The sequence below is a fragment of the Pseudomonas sp. AC016 genome, assembly GCF_979253365.1.
Genome location: NZ_CEEDCC010000001.1, coordinates 3,799,410 through 3,822,466 on the forward strand (window position 1 = coordinate 3,799,410; position 23,057 = coordinate 3,822,466).

The 23,057-nt window shown below is 59.7% G+C and carries 13 protein-coding genes; 7 read left to right on the forward strand and 6 right to left on the reverse strand.

The window, feature by feature from the left end; genetic code table 11:
• Positions 1 to 11 precede the first annotated feature (11 nt).
• Entirely contained in the window at positions 12 to 2,603 is a 2,592-nt protein-coding gene (locus tag AC0IXS_RS17175; protein WP_471825251.1) for a dermonecrotic toxin domain-containing protein, read from the forward strand.
• A 121-nt stretch (positions 2,604 to 2,724) separates the two neighbouring features.
• Positions 2,725 to 5,220: a dermonecrotic toxin domain-containing protein gene (locus tag AC0IXS_RS17180; protein ID WP_471825253.1), complete on the forward strand. Its 2,496-nt coding sequence runs from the start codon at positions 2,725 to 2,727 to the stop codon at positions 5,218 to 5,220.
• Between the two features lie 34 nt (positions 5,221 to 5,254).
• On the opposite strand, the gene AC0IXS_RS17185 is transcribed toward AC0IXS_RS17180, so the two are convergent.
• Positions 5,255 to 7,057, reverse strand: coding sequence for an acyl-CoA dehydrogenase (locus AC0IXS_RS17185; protein ID WP_137202526.1), 1,803 nt, complete (start codon positions 7,055 to 7,057; stop codon positions 5,255 to 5,257).
• 519 nt (positions 7,058 to 7,576) lie between these two features.
• Positions 7,577 to 11,530, reverse strand: a complete 3,954-nt coding sequence (gene putA / locus AC0IXS_RS17190) for a trifunctional transcriptional regulator/proline dehydrogenase/L-glutamate gamma-semialdehyde dehydrogenase (protein ID WP_471825255.1) — start codon at positions 11,528 to 11,530, stop codon at positions 7,577 to 7,579.
• A gap of 448 nt (positions 11,531 to 11,978) precedes the next feature.
• Here putA and putP point away from each other — a divergent pair, with 448 nt between their 5' ends.
• Positions 11,979 to 13,466 carry a sodium/proline symporter PutP gene (gene putP, locus AC0IXS_RS17195; RefSeq protein WP_122586940.1) on the forward strand — a complete coding sequence of 496 codons (1,488 nt, stop codon included), beginning with the start codon at positions 11,979 to 11,981 and terminating at the stop codon, positions 13,464 to 13,466.
• Positions 13,467 to 13,548: 82 nt separating this feature from the next.
• Here putP and AC0IXS_RS17200 read toward each other — a convergent pair whose 3' ends face one another.
• Complete coding sequence (locus AC0IXS_RS17200; protein ID WP_057409791.1) at positions 13,549 to 14,220, reverse strand: polysaccharide lyase family 7 protein; 672 nt, start codon at positions 14,218 to 14,220, stop codon at positions 13,549 to 13,551.
• Positions 14,221 to 14,537: 317 nt separating this feature from the next.
• On the opposite strand from AC0IXS_RS17200, the gene AC0IXS_RS17205 reads away from it, so the two are divergent.
• Genes AC0IXS_RS17205 through AC0IXS_RS17215 form a run of 3 tightly spaced genes read left to right on the forward strand, consistent with a single transcriptional unit; the run spans position 14,538 to position 17,549 of the window.
• Positions 14,538 to 16,667 carry a two-component system response regulator gene (locus AC0IXS_RS17205; protein WP_122668023.1) on the forward strand — a complete coding sequence of 710 codons (2,130 nt, stop codon included), beginning with the start codon at positions 14,538 to 14,540 and terminating at the stop codon, positions 16,665 to 16,667.
• Positions 16,668 to 16,707: 40 nt separating this feature from the next.
• Positions 16,708 to 17,229, forward strand: coding sequence for a YgjP-like metallopeptidase domain-containing protein (locus tag AC0IXS_RS17210; RefSeq protein WP_122668022.1), 522 nt, complete (start codon positions 16,708 to 16,710; stop codon positions 17,227 to 17,229).
• Between the two features lie 23 nt (positions 17,230 to 17,252).
• Positions 17,253 to 17,549, forward strand: coding sequence for a winged helix-turn-helix domain-containing protein (locus AC0IXS_RS17215; RefSeq protein WP_025993562.1), 297 nt, complete (start codon positions 17,253 to 17,255; stop codon positions 17,547 to 17,549).
• Between the two features lie 475 nt (positions 17,550 to 18,024).
• Here the strand turns inward: AC0IXS_RS17215 and AC0IXS_RS17220 are convergent, their stop codons facing one another.
• A complete protein-coding gene (locus AC0IXS_RS17220; protein ID WP_057409789.1) occupies positions 18,025 to 18,483 on the reverse strand; it encodes a GNAT family N-acetyltransferase in 459 nt (152 codons plus the stop codon).
• Positions 18,484 to 18,775: 292 nt separating this feature from the next.
• Here AC0IXS_RS17220 and AC0IXS_RS17225 point away from each other — a divergent pair, with 292 nt between their 5' ends.
• Entirely contained in the window at positions 18,776 to 19,531 is a 756-nt protein-coding gene (locus AC0IXS_RS17225; protein ID WP_137202527.1) for a substrate-binding periplasmic protein, read from the forward strand.
• On the opposite strand, the gene yccS is transcribed toward AC0IXS_RS17225, so the two are convergent.
• Positions 19,494 to 21,692: a YccS family putative transporter gene (yccS, locus tag AC0IXS_RS17230; RefSeq protein WP_122668020.1), complete on the reverse strand. Its 2,199-nt coding sequence runs from the start codon at positions 21,690 to 21,692 to the stop codon at positions 19,494 to 19,496. The genes AC0IXS_RS17225 and yccS overlap by 38 nt on opposite strands.
• A 114-nt stretch (positions 21,693 to 21,806) precedes the next feature.
• On the reverse strand, positions 21,807 to 22,985 hold the full coding sequence (locus AC0IXS_RS17235) for a BaiN/RdsA family NAD(P)/FAD-dependent oxidoreductase (RefSeq protein ID WP_471825259.1): 1,179 nt from the start codon (positions 22,983 to 22,985) through the stop codon (positions 21,807 to 21,809).
• Positions 22,986 to 23,057 lie beyond the last annotated feature (72 nt).

The following is a 23,057-nucleotide window of genomic DNA, read 5'->3' on the forward strand; positions in this document are numbered from 1 at the left end:
AACAGGAAGCCATGACTTCTGAAACAACACGGTTACACCTTGCAGACCAGCAACAGCTTCGAAAAAAAGCCCACGAATACGTGACCGACTATCCCGACCTGTACGACATGGCGCGGCGAGCGGCGCAGGCCATCATCTGCAAGCGAACGGGCAAGTGGCTGGACCCCGACAAGGTCTATTGGCACCGGTTCAGCACTGCCGTCAGCAGCCCTCGCACGTTTACCGGCTGGGAGCACGTCGGCACGCCGGTCGAGTCGATGACGATAGTCGACCTCGTGATTCGCCGCTTCAGCCCGCAGGATCAGGTTGCCAGCGACGAGCTTTCGTCTTATGGCGGTTTTTATACCGTAAACGCAGACCACGGCAGGTTCAATGAAACCAACGAGGTGCGGTTACTCGCTCAGGACGTGTTGAATGACTTCTGGGCGCTGGATTTCAGCACCGGTTACCGGCGCAAACGGGAACAGTTCTGGAATAACCACGGGCAGACATTCTGCCTTTTGGCCAAGGCCGATTTTCTTGCGGCGGCAGGGCGCTGCGTTAGCAGCAGACAGATTTCAGCGGCTGACTTCGAGTGGTTGATCAGTCTGATTCTGGGTGAAAACAGCGACACGCCGACCCTGACGTCCCTCGGTGCTGCCCTGCAATCCGGTGCCAGGGCAGCTTTCCACTGGCTGGATGTCGGCGGTTTCAAGGCTCGGGACATGCTGCGCATGGTCGATGAGCACGGTGCGCAGATCCTCTATATACCCGGCAACAGTCACCCCTTTCACCGATTTGCCGGGCAGCGAGAGCTCTTCGACTGGCTCAAGGCGCGTTTCGCCGCTGCCGAGACTCGAAGCGAAATGCGCAGCCATTTCATCCGCCCTTCAGCCGAGCAAGCGTCTGGCGCTGCGTTCGATCGATGCATCGACAGCCTGCTCGCTCACGATGGGCAGACGGGGCCCGGGCTGATCAATCAACACGAAGCGGCCATCCCCGGCGATCCTTTCGAAATACTGCGCGACATTGCGAAAGACGAAATGACCGCTGACGCTCATGTTCTGCTGACCAGTAATGTCCAATTGCGCAAGCGACTGTGGATGGGCTATCTCGACGCCTTTCTGCGGGTCGGTGGCAACCTCGCGCTGTTGGGCTGGCCAGTCGCCCTGGCAGTGGTCGGGGCGAGTGCCTTTAACCTGGGGCTGAATATTGATCAGGCGGTGCTCGGCCAAACGTCAGCCCAGCGCAAGGCCGGGGTGCTGGGCTCCATCTGCAGTGCGCTGTATCTGGCGTTCAACCTGCCGCTGTTGACGGGTCTGAGTCGTGCCGCCGAGGGTTTGAGCGACACGCCTGCAGCTGCGTCGCTCGCAGACACGCTCGCCAGTCTGAACGGCAACCAGTTGACGCTCGAAGGCACCATGCCCATGGCCGCCGAAGGAAGGCTGCGGGGCATCTACCAACTGTTTCACGGTGAGACGTGGATCAGGCTGAGCGGATTGTTTTATCGCGTGCGCTTTGATGAGTCGTTGGGGTGCTGGCAGGTGATTGATCCGCATAACCCCTTTGCCTTTTCTGCCGGCCCCTTGGTGGTACTTGATGAGCACGGCGAGTGGCAACCGCTCGCAAGACCGGGCCTGTCAGGCGGCTCCCCTCAGGACGTGCCTTCGGCTGCAGACGCGCAGCCCGTCTCGCATCCTTATGGCACGACGGGTTCAGCGTTCTGGGATCACTACATGCTGATCAACGTTTACGACGAAAAGAGTTTGGCCGAGGTGGCCATCGCGCGTCAGGAAGCGGTCATGGAGATCTTTCGGATGGAGCCGGAGGAAGAGGTGGTTTCCGATTCCGAGGGTGAAGACGTGCACATCGATCCATGGGGCGCAAAGCACCGGGTGTTCAAGACCCATGATGCGACGTTCCATGCGCAGAGCATTCGTCGTTACACCGATAATGGCGCAATCTACAATCAGTACCTGCGCACAGGAGAGGTTTTTGAAGGCGACCCGTCGACAGGCATGATCGATATTGCCGAGCAGGTGGAGGACATCAAACGCTTTGTCGAGGATGTCAGGACGCTGGGTTTCAATAACGACGTCACGCTTTATCGCGGCGGAAGTGGTGAGCGAGGCACGTCAGGTCAGTTCTTCAGAGGCGGGCAGGTCAGGGTCGGTGATGTGCTGACCAATACCGATATCACCTCGTTCAGTGAAAACCCGTACCAGGCCAGGACGTTTGCCAGCAGCCAGGCGGGCACCAATGCCATATCCATCTCGGCACCGGTCAGCTTTGATGACACGTCGGTAGTCTTTGAGCTGCCTGCCAGACAGTACCTGAGCGCAACGCCCATCGCGCCCTTTTCGTCCAGCCCCGGAGAGGCCGAATCTGTCTTCCTGCCCGGTCGCTACTTTCGGATCGAGCAACTTGATGAGGTGCAGGGCGCATTCTATCGATTCATGAGGGTGCGCATCAGCGAAGTGTCTGCGCCTGAGGCCGGACGCAAGCTGCTGGACATGCGCACGGGTGAGCCGTTCAGCCGTGAGCGCTATGCCGCCCGGCTGGGTGCGGCAGGCAAACCGCTCCTCGAGGTGTTTTATCCACAGGCTGTGCCTGCACCGTCATGACGATATCCGGCCTCCAACGTAAATAATTACCCCGAACGGTGCCCCACAAACTGATTAAGTGCATGGCTTTCCTCAAGAGCAAAGACAGGACGTCATGCACTCAACAACTCACAAAACCCGGATGGCAAAAACTGCTGTCGATGTCTGGACGGACAAGGCGTTTAAAGCCCGTGCAGTCTCTCTCATGGGCGCCTATCCGGATCTTTACAGTCTGGCCTTTCAGGTTGCACGCACAATCATTGCCCGGCATACCGACAAGGTACTCGACCCGTGCAACGTGTACTGGCATCGATTCACGAATGCAGACAACAGTGGTCGCACGTTTTCCGGATGGGAGCATGTCGGTCCACCCTCCGAATCCGTCACGCTGATTGAGCTGGTGATGCATCGCTTCAGCGCCAGTGACAACGTTGCCGCCGACGAGCTGAACACTTACAGCGGCTTCTATCACGCAGGGCCCGGCGAGCGGTTTTACAACGAGCACAACGAAGTGCCGATCCTGCCCAGTGATGTGCTGAAGAATTTCTGGGCGCAGGATTTCGCCGCTGACTGCAAGCGCAAGGCCAATGCATTCTGGCGCGATCATGGTCAGGATTTCTGTACCTTCGCCAGGATAAGCCTGTTGTCTTCGGCAGGTCTTGCGGTCAGCAGGAAGCAGCTGCAGACCGATGACTTCGAGACCGTGCTCATGGCTGTCAACGGCAGCCGCGACACCGTTGATGCATGGGCGACGGTGCAGCAGGACAAGGCATTCACCTCAGGTTTCTCCCTTCAGGTGTTCGAGCTTGCCGGTCATGCATCGAGGGACATGCTGCTGATCAGCAACGCCGATGGACGGCAGATTCTCTATACGGCTGGCGCTGAACCGGCGTTCCAGCGGTTTGCCAATGAGCAGGCGCTTTATCAGTGGCTGCAAACGCAGATCGCCCAACCTGGCGACAGGGCAACTCTGGTGTCGCACTTCATTCGTGAAGAACAGCAGCAGACCGCGCTGGGCGCAAGGCTCACCAAGCTTGTCGTGAAACCGTGGTCAGTTGATCAAAAAGTGATCGGACTCCACGTCCCGGCGAGCTCCGGGCCTGCGTTCGAGCATCTGCGTGACGTGGCGCACAAGGAGATGAACGAGGATATTCACCATCAACTGACCAGCAGCGCCGGCTTGCGCAAGCAGATGTGGATCGGCTACTTGGGGGCATTCATTCGGCTGGCGGGCGGTGTGTCGTCGCTGGCGTGGCCGATCGCGTTGAGTCTGGTGGGCGCAGGTATCGCGAGCGTCGGCCTGAATATCGATCAGGCCGTCAATGGGCGCACCGCGCAGTTGCGCAAGTCCGGCGTGCATGGCGCGATCATCAATTCGGTGTACCTGCTGTTCAATCTGCCGCTGTTGGCGAGCATCGGTCGTACCGCCGAGCTTGCGCCAGTACCGCAGGATCCAGCGGCTGCGCTGGCCGGTCTTGAAGGCAATGAAGTGCTGGAAGACGTGCCGGTGGCTGTTGAAGAGCATGCCCGGGGCGTTCATGTTTTGGGAAATGGCCAGACCTGGATCACTCTGGAAGGGTTTCCCTATCGGGTGCGCTATCTGGACGACTTCAAGACCTGGGCCATCGTCGATCCGGAGAATCCCTACGCCTTCAATGGCGCTCGTCCGGTGCGGCGCAATGAGCTGGGCGAATGGGAGTTGCTCCGTAAACCTGTGCTGCGGGGCGGCAATCCACCCGTGGAAGGTTCCAAGCCCTACACCACGGCCTCGTCACCCTTCTGGGATGCCCACATGCAGTTCAACCTGGCAGAGGAGCAGCGCCTTTCGGTCGTCGGTAACCAGCGTCAAAGGGATCTGATGGACATCTATGAGATGGATTCTGAAGAGGAAGTGGTTTCCGACTCCGAGGGTGAGGACGTCGTATTCGACGCATGGCGTGACAAGCATCGGGTCTTCAAGACGGCGGACGACGATTACTACGGCGGGGCGATCACCCGGTATACCGAAGACGATGACGCTTACAACCAGTTCCTTCGCACCGGCGTGCCTGACGGTACAAGTCAGGTCGAGGAGCTGGAGAAACTGGTAGAGGACATTGGCGAGATCGAGCACAACAACGATGTGCCGCTGTATCGCGGCGGCAGTGGCGAACGCGGCACTTCAGGCGAGGTTTTTCGAAAGGGAACATTCAAGGTCGGAGACGTGCTGGTCAATACCGACCTCACCTCGTTCAGTGAAAACCCTTACATCGCACGCGTCTTCGCCAGCAGCCAGGGCGGCGTGGTATCCACGCTTCACGAGGGCGAGATCACCTTCGATGACACGTCCGTGGTCTTCGAGCTGCCTGCCAAGGAGTACCTGACCGCAACACCGATCAGCCCGTTCTCCAACAGCCCCAGCGAAGTCGAATCCCTGTTTCTGCCGGGCAATTATTTCGAGATAAGCCGCGTCGAAGAAGTCGCAGGCGCCGACTACCGTTTCATGAACGTGCAACTCAGGCAGGTGCCGGTGGAACAGGTCACAGGCCCTGCCTACGACCTGCGCACCGGAGAGCTTTTCAGTCGCGAAGCTTACGCCGCGAAGCTGGGTGAGGATGCGAAAGTACTGGTGGATACCTTCTTTCCGCCACAGGGATAAGGTGCGTCGTGATGCGCATCCGTGTGACGCCGAATCAGAACCACTCGTTCTGCATCGACAGGCACACGTCATCGCGGGCCTGCAGGATTGCCAATTCGTGATGACAGGCCGGTACTTCCCAGGTCAGGAAGTACCGCGCTGCCTGTAACTTGCCTTTGTAGAAATCAACGTCGGCCGCGTTGCCTCTGCTTAATCCCTCTTCGGCACGAATGGCCTGTTCCAGCCAGCGCCAGCCAATCACGGTGTGCCCGAACGCCTTGAGGTACAGCGCCGAGTTGGCCAGCGCGACGTTGACCTTGCCTTGTGCCAGATCGGTCAGCAGGCCGACGGTCACGCCTTGTAACGCCGTTACCAGTTGCTCCAGCGGCTGACGCAGATGATCGAGCTGACTGTGGGTGCTGGCGCGTTGTGCAGTATCGGCAATCAGCCTGACCAGTTGCTTCAGACCTGCACCGCCGTTCTGCGCCAGCTTGCGGCCCAGCAGGTCCAGCGACTGAATGCCGTGGGTGCCTTCATGGATCGGGTTCAAGCGGTTGTCCCGGTAATGCTGCTCAACCGGGTATTCGCGGGTATAACCGTGGCCACCGAGAATCTGGATTGCCAGCTCGTTGGCCTTGAGGCAGAACTCAGACGGCCAGGATTTGACGATGGGGGTCAGTAGATCAAGCAGCTCGTGGGCTTGCTGGCGGATCTGCTCGGTCTCGCCGGTCTGGGCGTCGTCGAACAGACGGGCCGCGTACAGGCCCAGGTCGAAAGCGCCTTCCACATAGGCTTTTTGAGTCAGCAGCATGCGCCGCACGTCGGTGTGCTGGATGATCGACACGGGTGCGCTGTCCGGGCTTTTGTTATCCGGCAGACGACCTTGCGGCCGTTCGCGGGCGTAATCGAGCGAGTACAGATAGCCTGCGTAACCGAGCATGACTGCGCCCATGCCGACGCCGATTCGCGCTTCGTTCATCATCTGGAACATGTAGCTCAGGCCGTGATGCGGCTTGCCGACCAGATAGCCGACGCACTCACCGTTATCGCCGAAGTTGAGCGCAGTGGAGGTGGTTCCTTTCCAGCCCATCTTGTGAAACAGCCCGGCCAGCAGCACGTCGTTGCGCTTGCCGAGGCTGCCGTCGTCGTTGACCAGAAACTTGGGCACGATGAACAGCGAGATGCCTTTGACCCCGCCCGGCGCATCCGGCAGCTTGGCCAGCACCATGTGCACGATGTTTTCCGACAGGTTGTGATCGCCACCCGAAATGAAAATCTTGTTGCCGCGCAGCCGATAGGAACCGTCTGCGGCGGGTTCGGCTCGGGTGCGGATGTCGGACAGGGAAGAGCCTGCGTGAGGCTCGGTCAACGCCATGGTGCCGAAGAATCGGCCCTCGATCATCGGTTGCAGGAAACGCTGCTTCTGCTCGTCACTGCCGAAGCTTTCGATCAGATTAGCCGCGCCCATGGTCAGGAACGGGTAGGCCGTGGTCCCGGCGTTGGCGGCCTGGAAGTGAGCGAAACAGGCTTGCGACAGCAATGTCGGCAACTGCATCCCGCCCGCCTCGAAATCGCGTGCAGCATTCAGAAAACCCGCTTCCAGAAAGGCATCCACCGCAGGCTTGACCTCCGGGATCAGCACCGCGGCACCATTCTCGTAGCGCGGCTCGTTTTCGTCAGCCTTGCGGTTGTGCGGTGCGAAGTACTTCTCGGCAATGGTCCGCGCCGTGCCAATCGCCGCATCAAACGTCTCGCGAGAATGCTCGGCAAAGCGCTCGCGGCGGATCAGGGCTTCGGCATCCAGCACTTCATACAACTCGAAAGCCAGATTACGGGAACTGAGCAGCGACTCGGACATGGCAACGCACCTTGACTGGATGTCGCCCCAGTCTAGGCCGCTGAACGGGGAGGGGGTAGCAAGATTGATGCGGGTGATGAGGGTCAGTGGGCAGTGGGTATCGTGGCGTCTGCCTGAGTGTGACGCTCTGCGTCGCAAATGGCACAGATTGCGGATTCAGTGAGCCGAGCGCATGACGTGGATAACGCTGAAGCTTGGCGATGCATCTGCGCCACATTCAAGAGCGGACGCGGAGCGTCCTGGGAGGCATTCCCACGCGGAGCGTCCTGGGAGGCATTCCCACGCGGAGCGTAGGAACGATCATTATCGTATTCCTCCAAGAGGAATTATGTATAACGATGAGCGCGGAGCGGGGGCACGATCGGTGTGTGGATGAGCGACGATGATCGTTCCCATGCTCTGCGTGGTAACGCCGCCCAGGACGCTCCGCGTCCGCTCTCGAACGTGGCGCAGAGCGTCGTGGAATGCATGCCCACGCGGAGCGATGGGCACGATCAGTGTGTGGGCGCCAATGGTCAATCAGCCGATGGTCATCAAACTCGCATTACCCCCCGCCGCTGCGGTGTTGACGCTCAACGCACGTTCGATCACCAGGCGTTCCAGGGGAATGTTGGTCTCGCCGTGGGACAGGCCGTTGACGCCGACAATGGCACCGCTGCGTTGGGCGATTTGCTTGCAGATGGCGCGCAACTGGTCCGAGTCGCCGTGGTGCAGGACCGCGTCGATGATCACTTCGTCCTTGGTCCAGTCAGGCACCAGCTTGATGCGTGCCTGAACCTCTTTCGGCAGACGGGCGCGAAGCGGTTTGCTGACTTCGTTTTCCGGCCAGACGGCCGAGCTGCCCACCGCCAGCACTGCTGCCAGCTGGGTCAACAGATCGGTTTCGTCATCCGCCAGGCACAGCACGTGCTCGCGCGGCAGGATTGCGTAGCTGTTGCGCTCGCCGGTCGGGCCGGCCAGTTGACGAGTGATGCCGCTTTGCGACTGCTCGGCGTACTGGCTGCACAACACATCCAGTGCAGCATTCTGATGGCTCGTCGCCCAGCTTTTCAGTGCCTGCAACGGCTTGCTCATCGCTTCGCGCAGACGCAGATCCGGGGCCGACAGCGCGTCGCCGCGCACGAACGATTTCTCGATGGCGTCCTGAGGACGGGTCGACAGCAGGCGGTACAGGTACAGCGGACCACCGGCTTTCGGACCGGTGCCGGACAGGCCTTCGCCGCCAAATGGCTGAACGCCTACAACGGCACCGACGATATTGCGGTTTACGTAGACGTTACCGGCATGGACGTTGTCGATCACCTTGGCGATGGTCTCGTCGATGCGGGTGTGCACGCCCAGCGTCAGGCCATAACCGGAAGCGTTGATCTGGGCGATCAACTGGTCCAGTTCCTTGCGCTTGTAGCGCACCACGTGCAGCACGGGACCAAAGATCTCGCGTTGCAGTTCGTCGAAGCTTTCCAGCTCGATCAGCGTCGGCATCACGTAGGTGCCGCGCTTGAGTTCGGCGCTGTTGGCAATGGCCACCTGATACACGGTGCGGCCTTTGTCGCGCATGGCCTGGATGTGTTTCTCGATGCCGGACTTGGCTTCGGCGTCGATCACCGGTCCGATGTCCACGGACAGACGCTCAGGGTTACCCAAACGGCTTTCGGCCATCGCACCTTTGAGCATTTCGATGACGCGGTCGGCGGAATCTTCCTGCAGGCAGAGCACGCGCAGTGCCGAGCAGCGTTGACCGGCGCTGTCGAAGGCCGAGGAGACGACGTCGATCACCACCTGTTCGGTCAGCGCCGAGGAGTCGACTATCATCGCGTTCTGGCCGCCGGTCTCGGCGATCAGCGGCACCGGACGACCCTGCGAATCCAGACGGCCGGCCACATTGCGTTGCAGCAGACGGGCGACTTCGGTGGAGCCAGTGAACATCACGCCTTTGACGCGCTCGTCACCTACCAGCCCGGCACCGACGGTTTCGCCACGACCCGGCAGCAGTTGCACCACGCCTTCAGGAATACCGGCTTCCAGCAGCAGGCGCACGGCCTGCGCGGCGATCAGTGGCGTCTGCTCGGCAGGTTTGGCCAGCACAGGGTTGCCTGCGGCCAATGCAGCAGCCACCTGACCGCTGAAAATCGCCAGCGGGAAATTCCACGGGCTGATGCAGACCACAGGTCCCAGCGGGCGATGGGCGTCATTGGTGAAATCATTACGTGCCTGCACGGCGTAATACCGCAGGAAGTCCACGGCTTCGCGTACTTCGGCAATGGCGTTGGCGAAGGTCTTGCCGGCTTCGCGGACCAGCAGGCCCATCAGCGGCTGGATCTCGCCTTCCATCAGGTCGGCGGCACGCTCCAGTATGGCGGCGCGCTCGGCGGGCGGCGTGGCCTGCCAGATCGGACCGGCGCTCAGGGCGCATTGGATGGCGTTGTCGACATCCTGAACGGTGGCTTCCTGAACATGGCCCACCACGTCACGCAGATCGGACGGATTCAGTGCCGCGTTGGCGACGCCTTCGCTGGCCGGGCAGCCGAGCATCGGCGCGGCCTTCCAATCATTGTGTGCAGTGGCCAGCAAGGCCGAAGACAGCGACGCCAGACGGTGTTCGTTGGCCATGTCGATGCCGCTGGAGTTGGCGCGTTCGCTGCCGTACAGGTCGCGTGGCAGCGGGATGCGCGGGTGCGGCAGGCCGAAACCACCTTCCTGCGTCGCCATGCGTTCGATCTGGTTGACCGGATCGGCCACCAGTTCCTGAATGGAAATGGTGTGGTCGGCGATACGGTTGACGAATGACGTGTTGGCGCCGTTTTCCAGCAGGCGACGCACCAGATAAGCCAGCAGCGTTTCATGGGTGCCGACCGGTGCGTACACACGGCACGGACGGTTCAGCTTGCCATCGGCGACCTTGCCTACAACCTGCTCGTAAAGTGGCTCGCCCATACCGTGCAGGCACTGGAACTCGTACTGGCCGGGGTAGTAGTTCTGGCCGGCAATCTGGTAGATGGCGGCCAGGGTGTGCGCGTTATGCGTGGCGAACTGCGGGTAGATGACTTCGGGTGCCGCCAACAGCTTGCGGGCGCAGGCGATGTAGGACACATCGGTGTACACCTTGCGGGTGTAGACCGGATAGCCTTCCAGGCCTTCGACCTGAGCGCGCTTGATCTCGCTGTCCCAATAAGCGCCTTTCACCAAACGAATCATCAGGCGATGACGGCTGCGTCGGGCCAGGTCAATGACATAGTCGATCACGTACGGGCAGCGTTTCTGGTACGCCTGGATCACGAAACCGATGCCGTTCCAGCCAGTCAGTTGCGGCTCGAAGCACAGGCGTTCGAGCAGGTCCAGCGACAGCTCCAGACGATCGGCTTCTTCAGCGTCGATGTTCAGGCCGATGTCGTATTGCTTGGCCAGGAGAGTCAGCGACAGCAGGCGCGGGTACAGCTCTTCCATCACGCGCTCGTATTGGGCGCGGCTGTAGCGAGGGTGCAGCGCCGACAGCTTGATGGAGATGCCCGGGCCTTCATAAATGCCGCGACCGTGGGAGGCCTTGCCGATGGAGTGGATGGCCTGCTCGTAGGACGCAAGATACTTCTGCGCGTCGTGTTCGGTCAGCGCGGCTTCGCCCAGCATGTCGTAGGAATAACGGAAGCCCTTGGCCTCGAAGCGGCTGGCGTTGGCCAAGGCTTCACCGATGGTTTCGCCGGTGACGAACTGCTCGCCCATCAGGCGCATTGCCATATCCACGCCCTTGCGGATCATGGGTTCGCCGCTCTTGCCGATGATGCGGCTCAACGATGACGTCAGGCCTGTCTCGTTGTGCGTGGCGACCAGCTTGCCGGTCAACAACAGGCCCCAGGTGGCGGCATTGACGAACAACGACGGGCTGTTGCCCAAGTGTGGCTGCCAGTTGCCGTTGCTGATCTTGTCGCGAATCAGCGCATCGCGGGTGCCCTTGTCCGGAATGCGCAGCAGCGCTTCGGCCAGACACATCAGCGCGACGCCTTCCTGCGAAGACAGGGAGAATTCCTGCAGCAGGCCCTGAACGATACCGGCACGGCCGCCAGCACTCTTCTGGTTGCGCAGCTTTTCAGCGATGGAGGCGGCGAGCTTGTTGGCGGCTTCTGCCATGGGCACAGGCAGGCGCGCCTGCTCGAGCAGCATGGGCACTACTTCAGGTTCGGGGCGACGGTAAGCGGAGGTGATGGCGGCACGCAGGACGGACTGCGGCTGGATGCTTTCGGCAAAATCCAGGAAGCATTGCAGCCCGGCGTCGTCGGCCAGCTCGCCACGGTCATCGCTGTCCTTACTCGCCGAACCGTTGAGTTCCAGCAGGGTTGCACCACTCTCCAGCTTTTCCAGGTAATTGAAGATCGCCTGCTTGATCAACCAGTGCGGGGTCCGGTCGATGGAGTGGGCGGCTGCTTTCAATCGCTCGCGGGTCGGGTCGTCCAGCTTGACGCCCAGAGTGGTGGTGGCCATGTATTGTCCTCATTGTAGCCACTACGAACGTGGCATCGGCTTTGGCGCAGATTAGCCTCGCACTGGTATGAGGTGCAACCGGGTGCAACCTTTTTTTCAGAATATTTCACGCCGGTGTTACAGGTTTATGATCAAAAACAGTGAGTTGCTCTTTCGTAGGGCGGATTTATTTGATCGACGCCGGTTTGTCGCCCCAAAATAGGGCGCTGAAGCCTGAAAAACAGGTTTTCGAGAGCAGGTGCAACTTGCCTGTTGAAAGTGGTTGCACCTTATTCAAGTTGTTTAATAGGATTCGTTCCCACGGTGCAACCGTAGTCATTGAGTGTTCATTTCCATGAAATGGACATTCAGCGCGGTGTCGGGTGCAAGGGCATGGGTGGGCTGAGTTTCAGTTGTCATCCCCTTGGTCATCAGGTGCCAACATAAAAACAATGCCAAGGCAGAACTCATGAGTGTCAGCAACCCTACCTTGATCACGTTTGTGATCTATATCGCGGCAATGGTCCTGATCGGCCTCATGGCCTATCGCTCTACCAACAATCTCTCCGATTACATTCTTGGCGGACGCAGCCTCGGCAGTGTGGTAACCGCCTTGTCGGCCGGTGCTTCGGACATGAGCGGCTGGCTGCTGATGGGCTTGCCGGGCGCCATCTACATGTCGGGCCTGTCGGAAAGCTGGATTGCCATTGGCCTGATCGTCGGTGCCTACCTGAACTGGCTGTTCGTGGCCGGTCGTCTGCGTGTACAGACCGAGCACAACGGTGACGCCCTGACCCTGCCGGACTATTTCAGCAGCCGTTTCGAAGACAACAGCGGCGTGCTACGTATCATCTCGGCTGTCGTGATTCTGGTGTTCTTCACTATCTACTGCGCCTCTGGCATCGTCGCGGGTGCACGACTGTTCGAAAGCACTTTTGGCATGTCCTACGAAACCGCCCTGTGGGCCGGTGCGGCCGCGACCATTGCCTACACCTTCGTCGGCGGTTTCCTGGCCGTGAGCTGGACTGATACCGTTCAGGCCACGTTGATGATCTTCGCGTTGATCCTGACGCCGATCATTGTGCTACTGGCGACTGGCGGGGTGGACACCACTTTCCTGGCCATCGAAGCGAAGGATCCGACCAGCTTCGACATGTTCAAGAACACCACCTTTATCGGCATCATTTCGTTGCTGGCCTGGGGCCTGGGTTACTTCGGTCAGCCGCACATTCTGGCGCGCTTCATGGCGGCAGATTCGGTCAAGTCGATTGCCAAGGCCCGCCGTATCTCGATGGCGTGGATGATCCTCTGCCTGGGCGGCACGGTGGCGGTCGGTTTCTTCGGTATCGCGTACTTCTCCGCGAACCCGGACGTTGCAGGTCCTGTCACTGAAAACCCTGAGCGGGTGTTCATCGAACTGGCCAAGCTGCTGTTCAATCCGTGGGTTGCAGGCGTGTTGCTGTCGGCGATTCTTGCGGCGGTCATGAGCACGCTGAGCTGCCAGTTGCTGGTGTGCTCCAGTGCGTTGACCGAAGACTTCTATAAAGCGTATCTGCGCAAAGGCGCTTCCCAGCTGGAGCTGGTCTGGGTCGGCCGTGGCATGGTGCTGCTGATCGCGATCATCGCCATTCTGTTGGCTGCCAACCCGGAAAACCGTGTGCTGGGTCTGGTGAGCTATGCGTGGGCAGGCTTTGGTGCAGCATTCGGTCCGGTGGTGCTGATTTCGGTACTGTGGAAAGGCATGACCCGCAACGGCGCGCTGGCGGGTGTGATCGTCGGTGCCGCTACCGTGGTGCTCTGGAAGCAGTTCAGCACCATGGGCCTTTACGAAATCGTTCCTGGCTTCATCTTCGCCAGCATTGCCATTGTGCTGTTCAGCCTGATCGGCAAGGGCGCTTCGGAGTCGATGCAGGCGCGTTTCCTGGCGGCCGAGAAGGACTTCCAGGCCAATCGCTGATCCGCAACATTCGGCGTTAAAAAAGAACGGCCCGTGCTCTGGTGAGTGCGGGCCGCTTTTTGTTTGCGCAGGTGCGTGTCGCTCAGGTCTTGTTGTGATCGATGTCCAGGTTATAGAACGTGGCCTTGCCGCCTTCGCTGCTGTAACCGGTGTGATCCTGAGTGTAGACGCCCGCTTTGAAGTAAAGCGGCTTGTCTCGCCAGCTTGAGCTGATCTGCGTGTTCCAGTTTACGTCCCGTGCGCTGACGCTCAGCTGGCCGCCGGGGCTCAGGTGAATGATGTATTTGAATTTCTCGTTGAGTGGCACACCTTCGGCAATCTTGTAGACCTTGCTCTTGTCGTCGTCGAAGCGTTTGCGCACCTTGACCACGATATCTCCCGCCTTGTCCTGCTCCTTATATTGGTACTCGACCTTGAGCATCGGCTCGGTGCTTTCGTATGCGTGTATCTGACCGATAACGATCTTCCCGGACGATGGCACCTGATCCACTTCCAGCGTGGCATTCAGGAAATTATCCGCATCCCCGTACATCCAGTTACGCAAGGTGCCGTCAGGCCAGGTTTCACGAAGTTCGCTGCGTGCGTATTTGGCGTTTTCGGTTTTGGCACCCGTAACAGGCGCCCAGAAGAAAATCGACTTGGAGGTGGATTCGAAGTACTTGCCGTCGTAACCCTTTACCAATTGTGAGGTCTCAATGGTCTTGGGCGGAGAGCCTATCGGAATACTGAGTTGCCACGTCGCAAGATCTATCATTTTGGTCCATCCGAATATATCTGTTTGCCAGCAAGGAAAGCCTCTGGCCAGAGGGTTGCAGCGTGGCTTTATACGGGTTGTAGGACAATTTGTTAACGCAAAATTGCCGGTCGAATGACGTCAAAGTGCTGTCACTTTTCCTACAGGGCAGTGTGGGTAAGGCCTACAGGAAATGACCGTTAGTCGGGTAATTGTATGTTTGATGATGGCAAACAGCTGGCTAGCTTCTGCTTTTTCCAAGACGCGGCTAGAGTTGATTTCATATGTATGACGGTCTTCCTGAGCTTCAGGCGTCGTACCACAGATAGAGAAGCAGCATGGATCGCGCGCAATTCGGGCCAGCCGATGGCTCCTCAGTGTTACTGGTTGTAGATGACTATCCGGAAAATCTGGTAACGATGTGCGCTGTCCTGCAAAGGACAGACTGGCATATCGTCACGGCCAGCTCGGGCCTGGAGGCCCTCACCATTCTGCTGGAGCAGGAGGTGGATCTGGTGTTACTGGATGTGCAGATGCCAGACATGGACGGCTTTGAAGTGGCCCGTCTCATGCGTGGAAGTCAGCGTACCCGTCTTACGCCCATCATTTTTCTCACCGCCAACGAGCAGAGCAAGGATGCGGTACAGAAGGGTTACGCCAGCGGCGCGACGGACTACCTGTTCAAACCCTTCGATCCGAACATACTCAAGCCCAAGGTCCAGACCCTGCTCGAACAGCAGCGCAATCGTCGTGCATTGCAGGCGCTGTCGCAGGAGCTGGAATCGGCACGGGCGTTCAATGCCTCGGTGCTGGCCAATGTGGCCGAAGGCATTCTGGTCGTGGATGAACAGGGCGTGATCAGCTTCGCCAACCCGGCCATCTGCTCGCTGCTCAACGCCACTGTCGAGCAGCTGTGTGGCACGCGAGTATTGGATTACATCCAGGAGCCGCAGGTAGCAGGCTGGCTGGACTCGGGTTTCTACAAGCACTATCGAAGGGCCGACACCTATCGCGTGCACGACGCCGTTCTGAGAACGACCGAGGGGCGCCAGTTGCCGGTCGCGTTGTCCTGTGCGGCATTGCCTGCCGAGCAGAAAGCCATGGTCCTGACCGTTCTCGATATGTCGGTGGTGCGCGATCTGTATCAGCAGCTGGAAAAGCAGGCGGTCACCGATGCCCTGACCGGGCTGCTCAATCGCCGCGGTTTCTATCAGGCTGTCGAAGGCATGCTCGGGCGCAATGATCAGGTCGGCAAATGCCTCGTGGTGCTGTACATGGACCTCGATGGCTTCAAGCAGATCAATGACGCGCTGGGCCACGATGCGGGCGACGAGATTCTGCTCTGGGTGGCCGAGCAACTGAAAGAAAGCATGCGCCCCTATGACGTTCTGGCGCGTATCGGCGGTGACGAGTTCACGGTGGTGATCGACGGGCTCGACTACCCCGAGCAGGCAGCAAAGATTGCGGAAAAACTCATCGAGCGCGTCTCGGGTCGCCGGCACATCGACGGTGTGGAGATCAGCATGGGGGCCAGCGTGGGTATTGCCACGTATCCCGATTGCGGCGCCAACCTCGACGGATTGCTGCGCGCTGCGGATATCGCCATGTACGAGGCCAAGCGAGCAGGGCGCCAGCAGTACCGATTCTATGACCACAACATGAACGGCCGTGCCCGTTCGCGACTGATGCTGGAAGAAAGCGTACGCACGGCCATCGACGGCAAGGATTTCTCGGTCGTTTACCAGCCTCAAATTCATGTGGCGGACGGCAGATTGCGTGGCTTTGAGGCGCTGCTGCGCTGGCAGCACCCTGCGGTGGGGGACGTACCGCCAGCCTTGTTCATCCCGTTGCTGGAAGAAACCCGGCTGATCAACAAGCTGGGCAGTTGGATCTTCGATCAGGGCGCCGAGCAGCGGCAGGCCTGGGCTGGCGTGTTTGCGTCCGATGTGGTGCTGAGCGTCTGTGTCAGCCCCACGCAGTTCTGCATGCCCAATCTGGTGTCGGAGCTCAAGCGTGCCATGGACCGCTTCGGCCTCAAGCCGGGACAGCTGGAGGTGGAAATCACCGAAAGCTCGCTGGTGCACAACCTCTCTCACAGCCACAAGCAATTGGCGGAGTTGCATGACATCGGAGTGCGCATCGCACTTGACGATTTCGGCGTCGGCGAGTGCTCGCTGTCGCATCTGCGCAACCTGCAACTGGACACCCTGAAGCTTGACCGGCATTTCGTGGCCAACATTCTGGGCTCGCCGAGAGAGGCTGCGATGGCGCGAAGCATCATTGATCTGTCCCGCAATCTCGACATGCTGATCATTGCCGAAGGCGTCGAGACACAGGAGCAGTACCAGTGGCTGGCCGACAGTGGCTGTCAGGTCGTACAGGGCTTTTTCGTCGCCCATCCGATGCTGGCGGAGGAAGCGCTGCACTTCCCGGCACAGTTCGAGGTGCCAGGCTTGAAACGGGGCTGATTGCGGTAGACTGGCGTCTTTCACACCGTGCCCCGACGTCATGACCAGTCACGTTCCACTCAAATACCTGCAGGCCTACCCTCAGGCGCTGCAGGATCAAGTGCATCAATTGATTGCGCAGGGACGGCTTGCCGACTACCTGCAGCAACGTTACCCGGCGCGTCATCAGGTGCAGAGCGACAAGGCCCTGTATGCCTACGCGCTGGCGTTGAAGCAGGATCATCTGCGCAATGCGCCCAGTATCGACAAGGTCCTATTCGATAATCGTCTTGACCTGACCCATCGAGCGCTTGGCTTGCATACTAAAATTTCAAGAGTGCAGGGCGGCAAGCTCAAGGCCAAGAACGAGATTCGCGTGGCGTCGCTGTTCAAGGAAGCGCCACCTGAATTTCTGCAAATGATCGTGGTGCATGAGCTGGCGCACTTTCGTGAGTCGGATCACAACAAGGCGTTCTACAAGTTGTGTGAACACATGCTGCCCGGTTACCACCAGCTGGAATTCGATTTGCGCGTCTACCTGACGTACCGCGACCTGCAATCCGTCTCTGGATCGATCACCTGAACAATGCATTGAAGGATACGACGATGGAGGTCAGCAAGACCAAAAGCAGTTTCTACCGCCGCCTGTACGTGGCGTACCTGATCGACTGCCAGCTCGCCAGCAGCGTCCCGGAACTGGAGAAAGTCACCGGCATGCCTCGCCGCACCGCCCAGGACACCATCGCCGCTTTGGCCGATCTGGACATTCAGTGCGAGTTCGAACAACAGGACGGTGCCCGCAACCTTACCGGGCGATACCGCATCATCGACTGGGGCGCCATCGACCGCGACTGGATCACCCATCACCTGACCACGATCAAGGCGGTTTTGGGTTATCCGTAAAGAGGCGTGCGTTGATGATCGTTACAACCAGAGCGCTCAGCGTGATACACAGGTCCGCCTCAACACTGATCGTGCCCATCGCTCCGCGTGGGCATGCCTCCCGTGACGCTCCGCGTCACACATGGCACAGACTGTGGATTCAGTGAGCCGAGCGCCCGGCTCAGGTCACCTTTGCGCCCTTACGGCGCGCTACTTTGAGGGACCAAAGTAGCCAAAGTCCTTCGCTCCGGTTCCGGCCCCGGCTTCGCCGGGATTCCTTCGTCCTGACACTGATTCGGGGGTCGCTGCAAATGGGCCATCCATGGCCCAGTGCAGCTCAATCGGCATCCATGCCGATTGCCCCCCGAATCAGCGCCAGGACTCAGCCTTCACCCACGTCGGAATCGGCGGTGTCCGCACTATCGCGCAAAAAAGTACGGCAGTGCCGCTGTCTCACTGGATCGCCAGATTTGTAACCGACGCAGACCAACTGCCCTCACTCCAGATCCCGACGCATGCCGATGTGCGGGATGTCGTCTTCGAGATAGACCTCGCCCACCGGGTCGAAGCCATAACGGCTGTAGTAGCCCTGCAGGTGCGCCTGCGCCGACAGGTAGATGGGCTGGTCGGGCCATTTGCGTTCGGCGTGTTCCAGTGCCTGAACCATCAGTTCGTGGCCGATGCCTTTGCTGCGAATCGAGGGTGCCGTGACCACTCGGCCGATGGTCACGTCGCCGCCCTGCTGGATGGGGTCGAGCAAGCGCAGGTACGCGACCAGTTGGTCTTCCTGCCATGCCATCAGGTGGCAGGTGTCACCTGTCAGGTCCTGTCCGTCGACGTCCAGGTACACACATTGCTGTTCCACCACGAACACCTCGGCGCGCAGTTTCAGCACGGCGTAAAGCTGCTGTACGTTCAGCTCGGTGTGGTGTTTGCAGATCCATTTGATAGACATGTTGCCGACTCGCAGAGAAACCAGAAGCGAAGTCTAAACGCATCTGGCGTCATTCCCAATAAACGCTGACACTGAGATGAATATCGTTCCCGGGGGCATCGCAACAGCGGCCCGCCTGATTGCCTGCAGACACGCTGATCCTGCGCCGCGACGAAGTGAGCGTCGCTGCCCGCTTTTGACTTGTTTAATGACTGTTTTGGGTCTTCACTCAGGCTCAGAGTCATCCTTATAAAGGGTGGACTCGCCGTAGTCAGGTCTTGACCCGGCAAGCCGTCCTTTCAGGAATCAAAGCATGCCGTACCTGCTTCAAGTGTTGGGGTTGCTGGTGGTGTTGGCGATGGCATCAGCGGGCGCTGCCGAAAGACTGCGCATCGTTGCCGACCCATGGCCACCTTTCACCGACGCCCTGCTGCAAAATGGCGGGCTTGCGACCGACATTGTCAGCACCGCACTCAAGCGTGCCGGTTACACGGTCGAGTATCAGCAGGTGCCTTGGGCAAGAGCCCTGCTGGCCCTGAGCGAGGGGCGTCAGGATGTGCTGGTGAATGCCTGGTTCAGCGAGGACAGAAATTTGATCGGGCAGTTTTCCCAGCCTTATCTGGTCAATCGCATACGCCTGCTCAAGCGCAAGGATTCGCCCATCGCGCCGCAGACTCATCAGCAACTGCATGCCTACATGATCGCCATCGTACGCGGCTATGCCTACTCGCCTGAGTTCGACAACGACTCGCTTCTGCAAAAGATACCGGTGCAGAGTTTCTCCATGGCGATTCGCATGCTGGCGGCCGAGCGTGTGGACCTGGCGATTGAGGACGAATACGTGGCCCGCTACAACCTGTCGCTGGAAGCAGAGGACGTACGTGACAGGGTAGAATTTCTGCCCGGCTCAGTGAGCGAGAACGGCCTGCATATTCTGGTCAGCCTGAAGAACCCCAGGCATGCCGAAATCGTTGCGGATTTCGACCGGGAAATTGCCGCCATGAAAGCTGACGGCAGTTACGACGAGCTGTTCAGACGGCATGGTCTGGGACAGCCTGCGGCGCTTTGATCAAGTGAGCAGCGAGGGTGCGCAGTGGTGCGAGCTGGCGACAGATCAACGCGAGCTGGGTCTGCACCAGTCGCTGGCTTTCATCCATCTCTTCCGGGATCTGCTCAAGCTGCGCGGCCAACGCCTCTTCTTCATCGCTCTGCACGGCGACGCTTTGTTTCTCGGCGAGACCGCGGGCAATTTCGTCGATGCTGGCGGCCAGTCTGGCACCTGCACCGTCAATCAAGTGTTCGTGAACATCGCTGGGCAACTGTGTATCCCGGTGCGCACCCAGGCCTGACAGATAGCTCAATAGCGTGTGCGACAGCACCAGAAAACGGAATCCGACGTCGGCTTCCTTGCGGAAGTGTCCCGGTTCCATGAGCATGTTGGCCAGCGTCGTCGACAGCGCTGCATCGGCGTTGTGGGCGTTACGCCGTGCCAGTCGGTACGCGAGATCGTCGCTCTTGCCCTTGGCGTACTGCTGCATGATCTGACGCAGGTAGGTACTGTTGCATGTCAGGGTATTGGCCAGCACCTTGTTCAGGCGTCGTCCCTGCCAGTCCGGCAGGAACAGGAACACGGCAAGGCCTGCGATCAGGCTGCCCAGCAGCGTATCGAACAGGCGTGGCAGGAAAAGGCCGTAGCCGTCGCCCACCTGATTGAAGCAGAACAGCACCATGACCGTGATCGCTGCCGTCGACAGCGTGTAGCGCGTGGTCCGGTTGACGAAGAACACCACGCCGGCCAGCACTGCGCACATCGATTGCAGAATCGGGCTGGTGACCAGATCGAACAACACCCAACCGACGGTCAGGCCGATGGCCGTGCCGATGATCCGCTGCCCGAGTTTGCGCCGGGTCGCGCCGTAGCTTGGCTGGCAGACGAAGACCGTGGTCAGAATGATCCAGTAGCCCTGCGAAGGGTGAATCAGATGCACCATCGCGTAGCCGATCGTCAGGGCCAGTGGCAGGCGCAGTGCGTGTCGAAACAGCAGCGAAGTCGGGGTCATCTGCAGGCGCAGGCGCGTCCAGACATCCTTCAGGTTGCGCGGCGAGCGGTCCAACAGACTGCTGTCGGTCGCGTCGGCCAAGGCATCCGGGTTGCTGGCGTCGCTGATCAACCGGTCCAGGGTGGTGAGGTTGGCGGCCAGGGCGCGCAACGAGCGCAACAGTCCTCGCCAGGCCGGGTTGCTCTGGATGCGCAGGTGTTCGAGTGAGGCGTGCAGGTCTTCCATGGCCTCGGCAAAATTGGGGTCGTAGACGAACGGCTGACGCAACTGGATGGATTCCGACAGCGCCTGGCACGCACTGCCTTGCTGGCGCAGCAGGCGCTGGCAGCGGAACAGCACGTCGCTGTGGAAAAACGCGTCGGTCAAGGAGTTGTAGGGGTAGTGCGACGAGCTGGCGCGCTCATGGATGTCCTGAGCGATGAAATACAGCTTCAGGTAGCGGCTGACTTTCGAGCCGGGCCGACCGCTGCCGACCCGGTGCAGAATGATTTCCTTGGTCGCGTTCAGTGCGGCGACCACCTTGCCATTCTGCTGCGCCAGTTCAAGACGCCGGGCTTCCACGTTCAGGGTACGGATGGGCTCGAACAGCGTCGATTTGAGCTTCAGGTACTGCCCCAGTTCGCGAAACAGGCGGGCAAGCGCCTGCTGCACGGGCTGGTTGGAAAACAGCATCTGCCACACCACCGACAGCAGGCCGTACCACGCGGCACCGGCGACCAGCAGCATCGGTTCATGCCAGAAATCCAGTACCTCACCGCCGCGCTGATCCACGCCGATCATGGTATAGACCGACAGAATCAGTGTGCCATAGGCAATCGCGCCGTAGCGTTCGCCCAGCGCGCCGAGCATGGTCAGGCAGAAGCTGGCCAGCGCCAGCGAGCAGACGAACAGCCATGGGTAGGGGAACAGTAATTCGACGGCGAGGGCGGCAATGCTGAAACACACCAGCGTCACGGCCAGCGCGTTGAGGCGGCCCTGCCAGCTGTCGTCGGTCTCGGCCAGGGCGCTGGCGATAATCCCCAGGAACAGCGGGATCAGCAGACCCATTTCGTTCTGATACCAGCACAGCGCCATGCTGCCGGTCAGGGCAATGAAGACTCGAACGCTATAACTGAATTTATCCAGCGCCCACAAACGGCGGAACGTATGACGAAGCGATTTCGATGCCATGAATTAGCTGAAGGCCTTGTGCTCAATTAATCGATCCTGCAGGAGGATATGTACAGACCAAACGGCTGGCTGTACATCCGACTCGCAAAATTTATACCGGCATTCAGTGTTGCGTCACACGTATTGCGCTGCAGCGTAGGCCGATGCCCACGCCCATTGGAAATTGAAGCCGCCCAGGTGGCCGCTGACGTCCAGCACTTCGCCGACAAAATACAGGCCGGGCGATTTCAGCGACTCCATGGTCTTGGAAGACACTTCACGTGTGTCGATCCCACCCAGCGTGACCTCGGCGGTGCGGTAACCTTCGGTCCCCGCCGGAATGACCTGCCAGCTCGCCAGTTTCTCGGCGATGTCGGCAAGTTCGGCGTGGGTGTACTGCTTCATCGGTTTGGAGACGAACCAGTGCTCGGCGATCAGGTTGGCCATCTTCTTGGTGAAGATCTCGCCCAGCAGTGTTTTCAGCTCACTGTTGGGGCGTTCGGCCTGTTGCTGCGCCAGCCAGGCTGGCACGTCGTGATCGGGCAGCAGGTTGATTTCCACGGTATCGCCGGGCTGCCAGAACGACGAAATCTGCAGAATTGCCGGACCACTGAGGCCGCGATGGGTGAACAGAATGTTCTCGCGGAAGCTGGTGTCGTTGCAGCTCACCAGACAATCCACCGAGGTGCCCGACAACTCGGTGCACAGCGCCTTGAGCTGATCGGTGATGGTGAACGGCACGAGGCCTGCGCGCGTCGGCAGCAGCGTGTGACCGAATTGCTTGCCGACCTGATAGCCGAAGCCGGTCGCGCCCAGTGTCGGAATCGACAGCCCGCCGGTGGCGATCACCAGTGATTGGCAATCCAGCGTGCCGAGCGTGGTTTGCAGACGGTAGCCCGAATCGGTCTTTTCGATCTGCTGCACCGAGGTGTCCATGTGCAGGCTGGCACCTGCCTGTCGGCATTCCTCCAGCAGCATTTCCAGAATGTCGCTGGACTTGTTGTCGCAGAAAAGTTGGCCGAGCTTTTTCTCGTGATAGGGCACGCCATGTCTGGCGACCATCTCGATGAAATCCCACTGGGTATAGCGTGCCAGCGCCGACTTGCAGAAGTGCGCATTCTGCGAGAGGAAGTTGGCAGGCTCGGTGTACAGGTTAGTGAAGTTGCAGCGCCCGCCACCGGACATGAGGATCTTCTTGCCGGGTTTGTTGGCGTGATCAATCAGCATCACCTTGCGCCCGCGACTGGCAGCGGTAAACGCACACATCAAACCTGCGGCGCCAGCGCCGATGATTACAACGTCAGTAACGGGCACAGCATGGTCCTCGGGAATCGCCTGCATGGACGCTGCGCGTCCGCTTCTTGAAATGACGCAGAGCGTCACGGG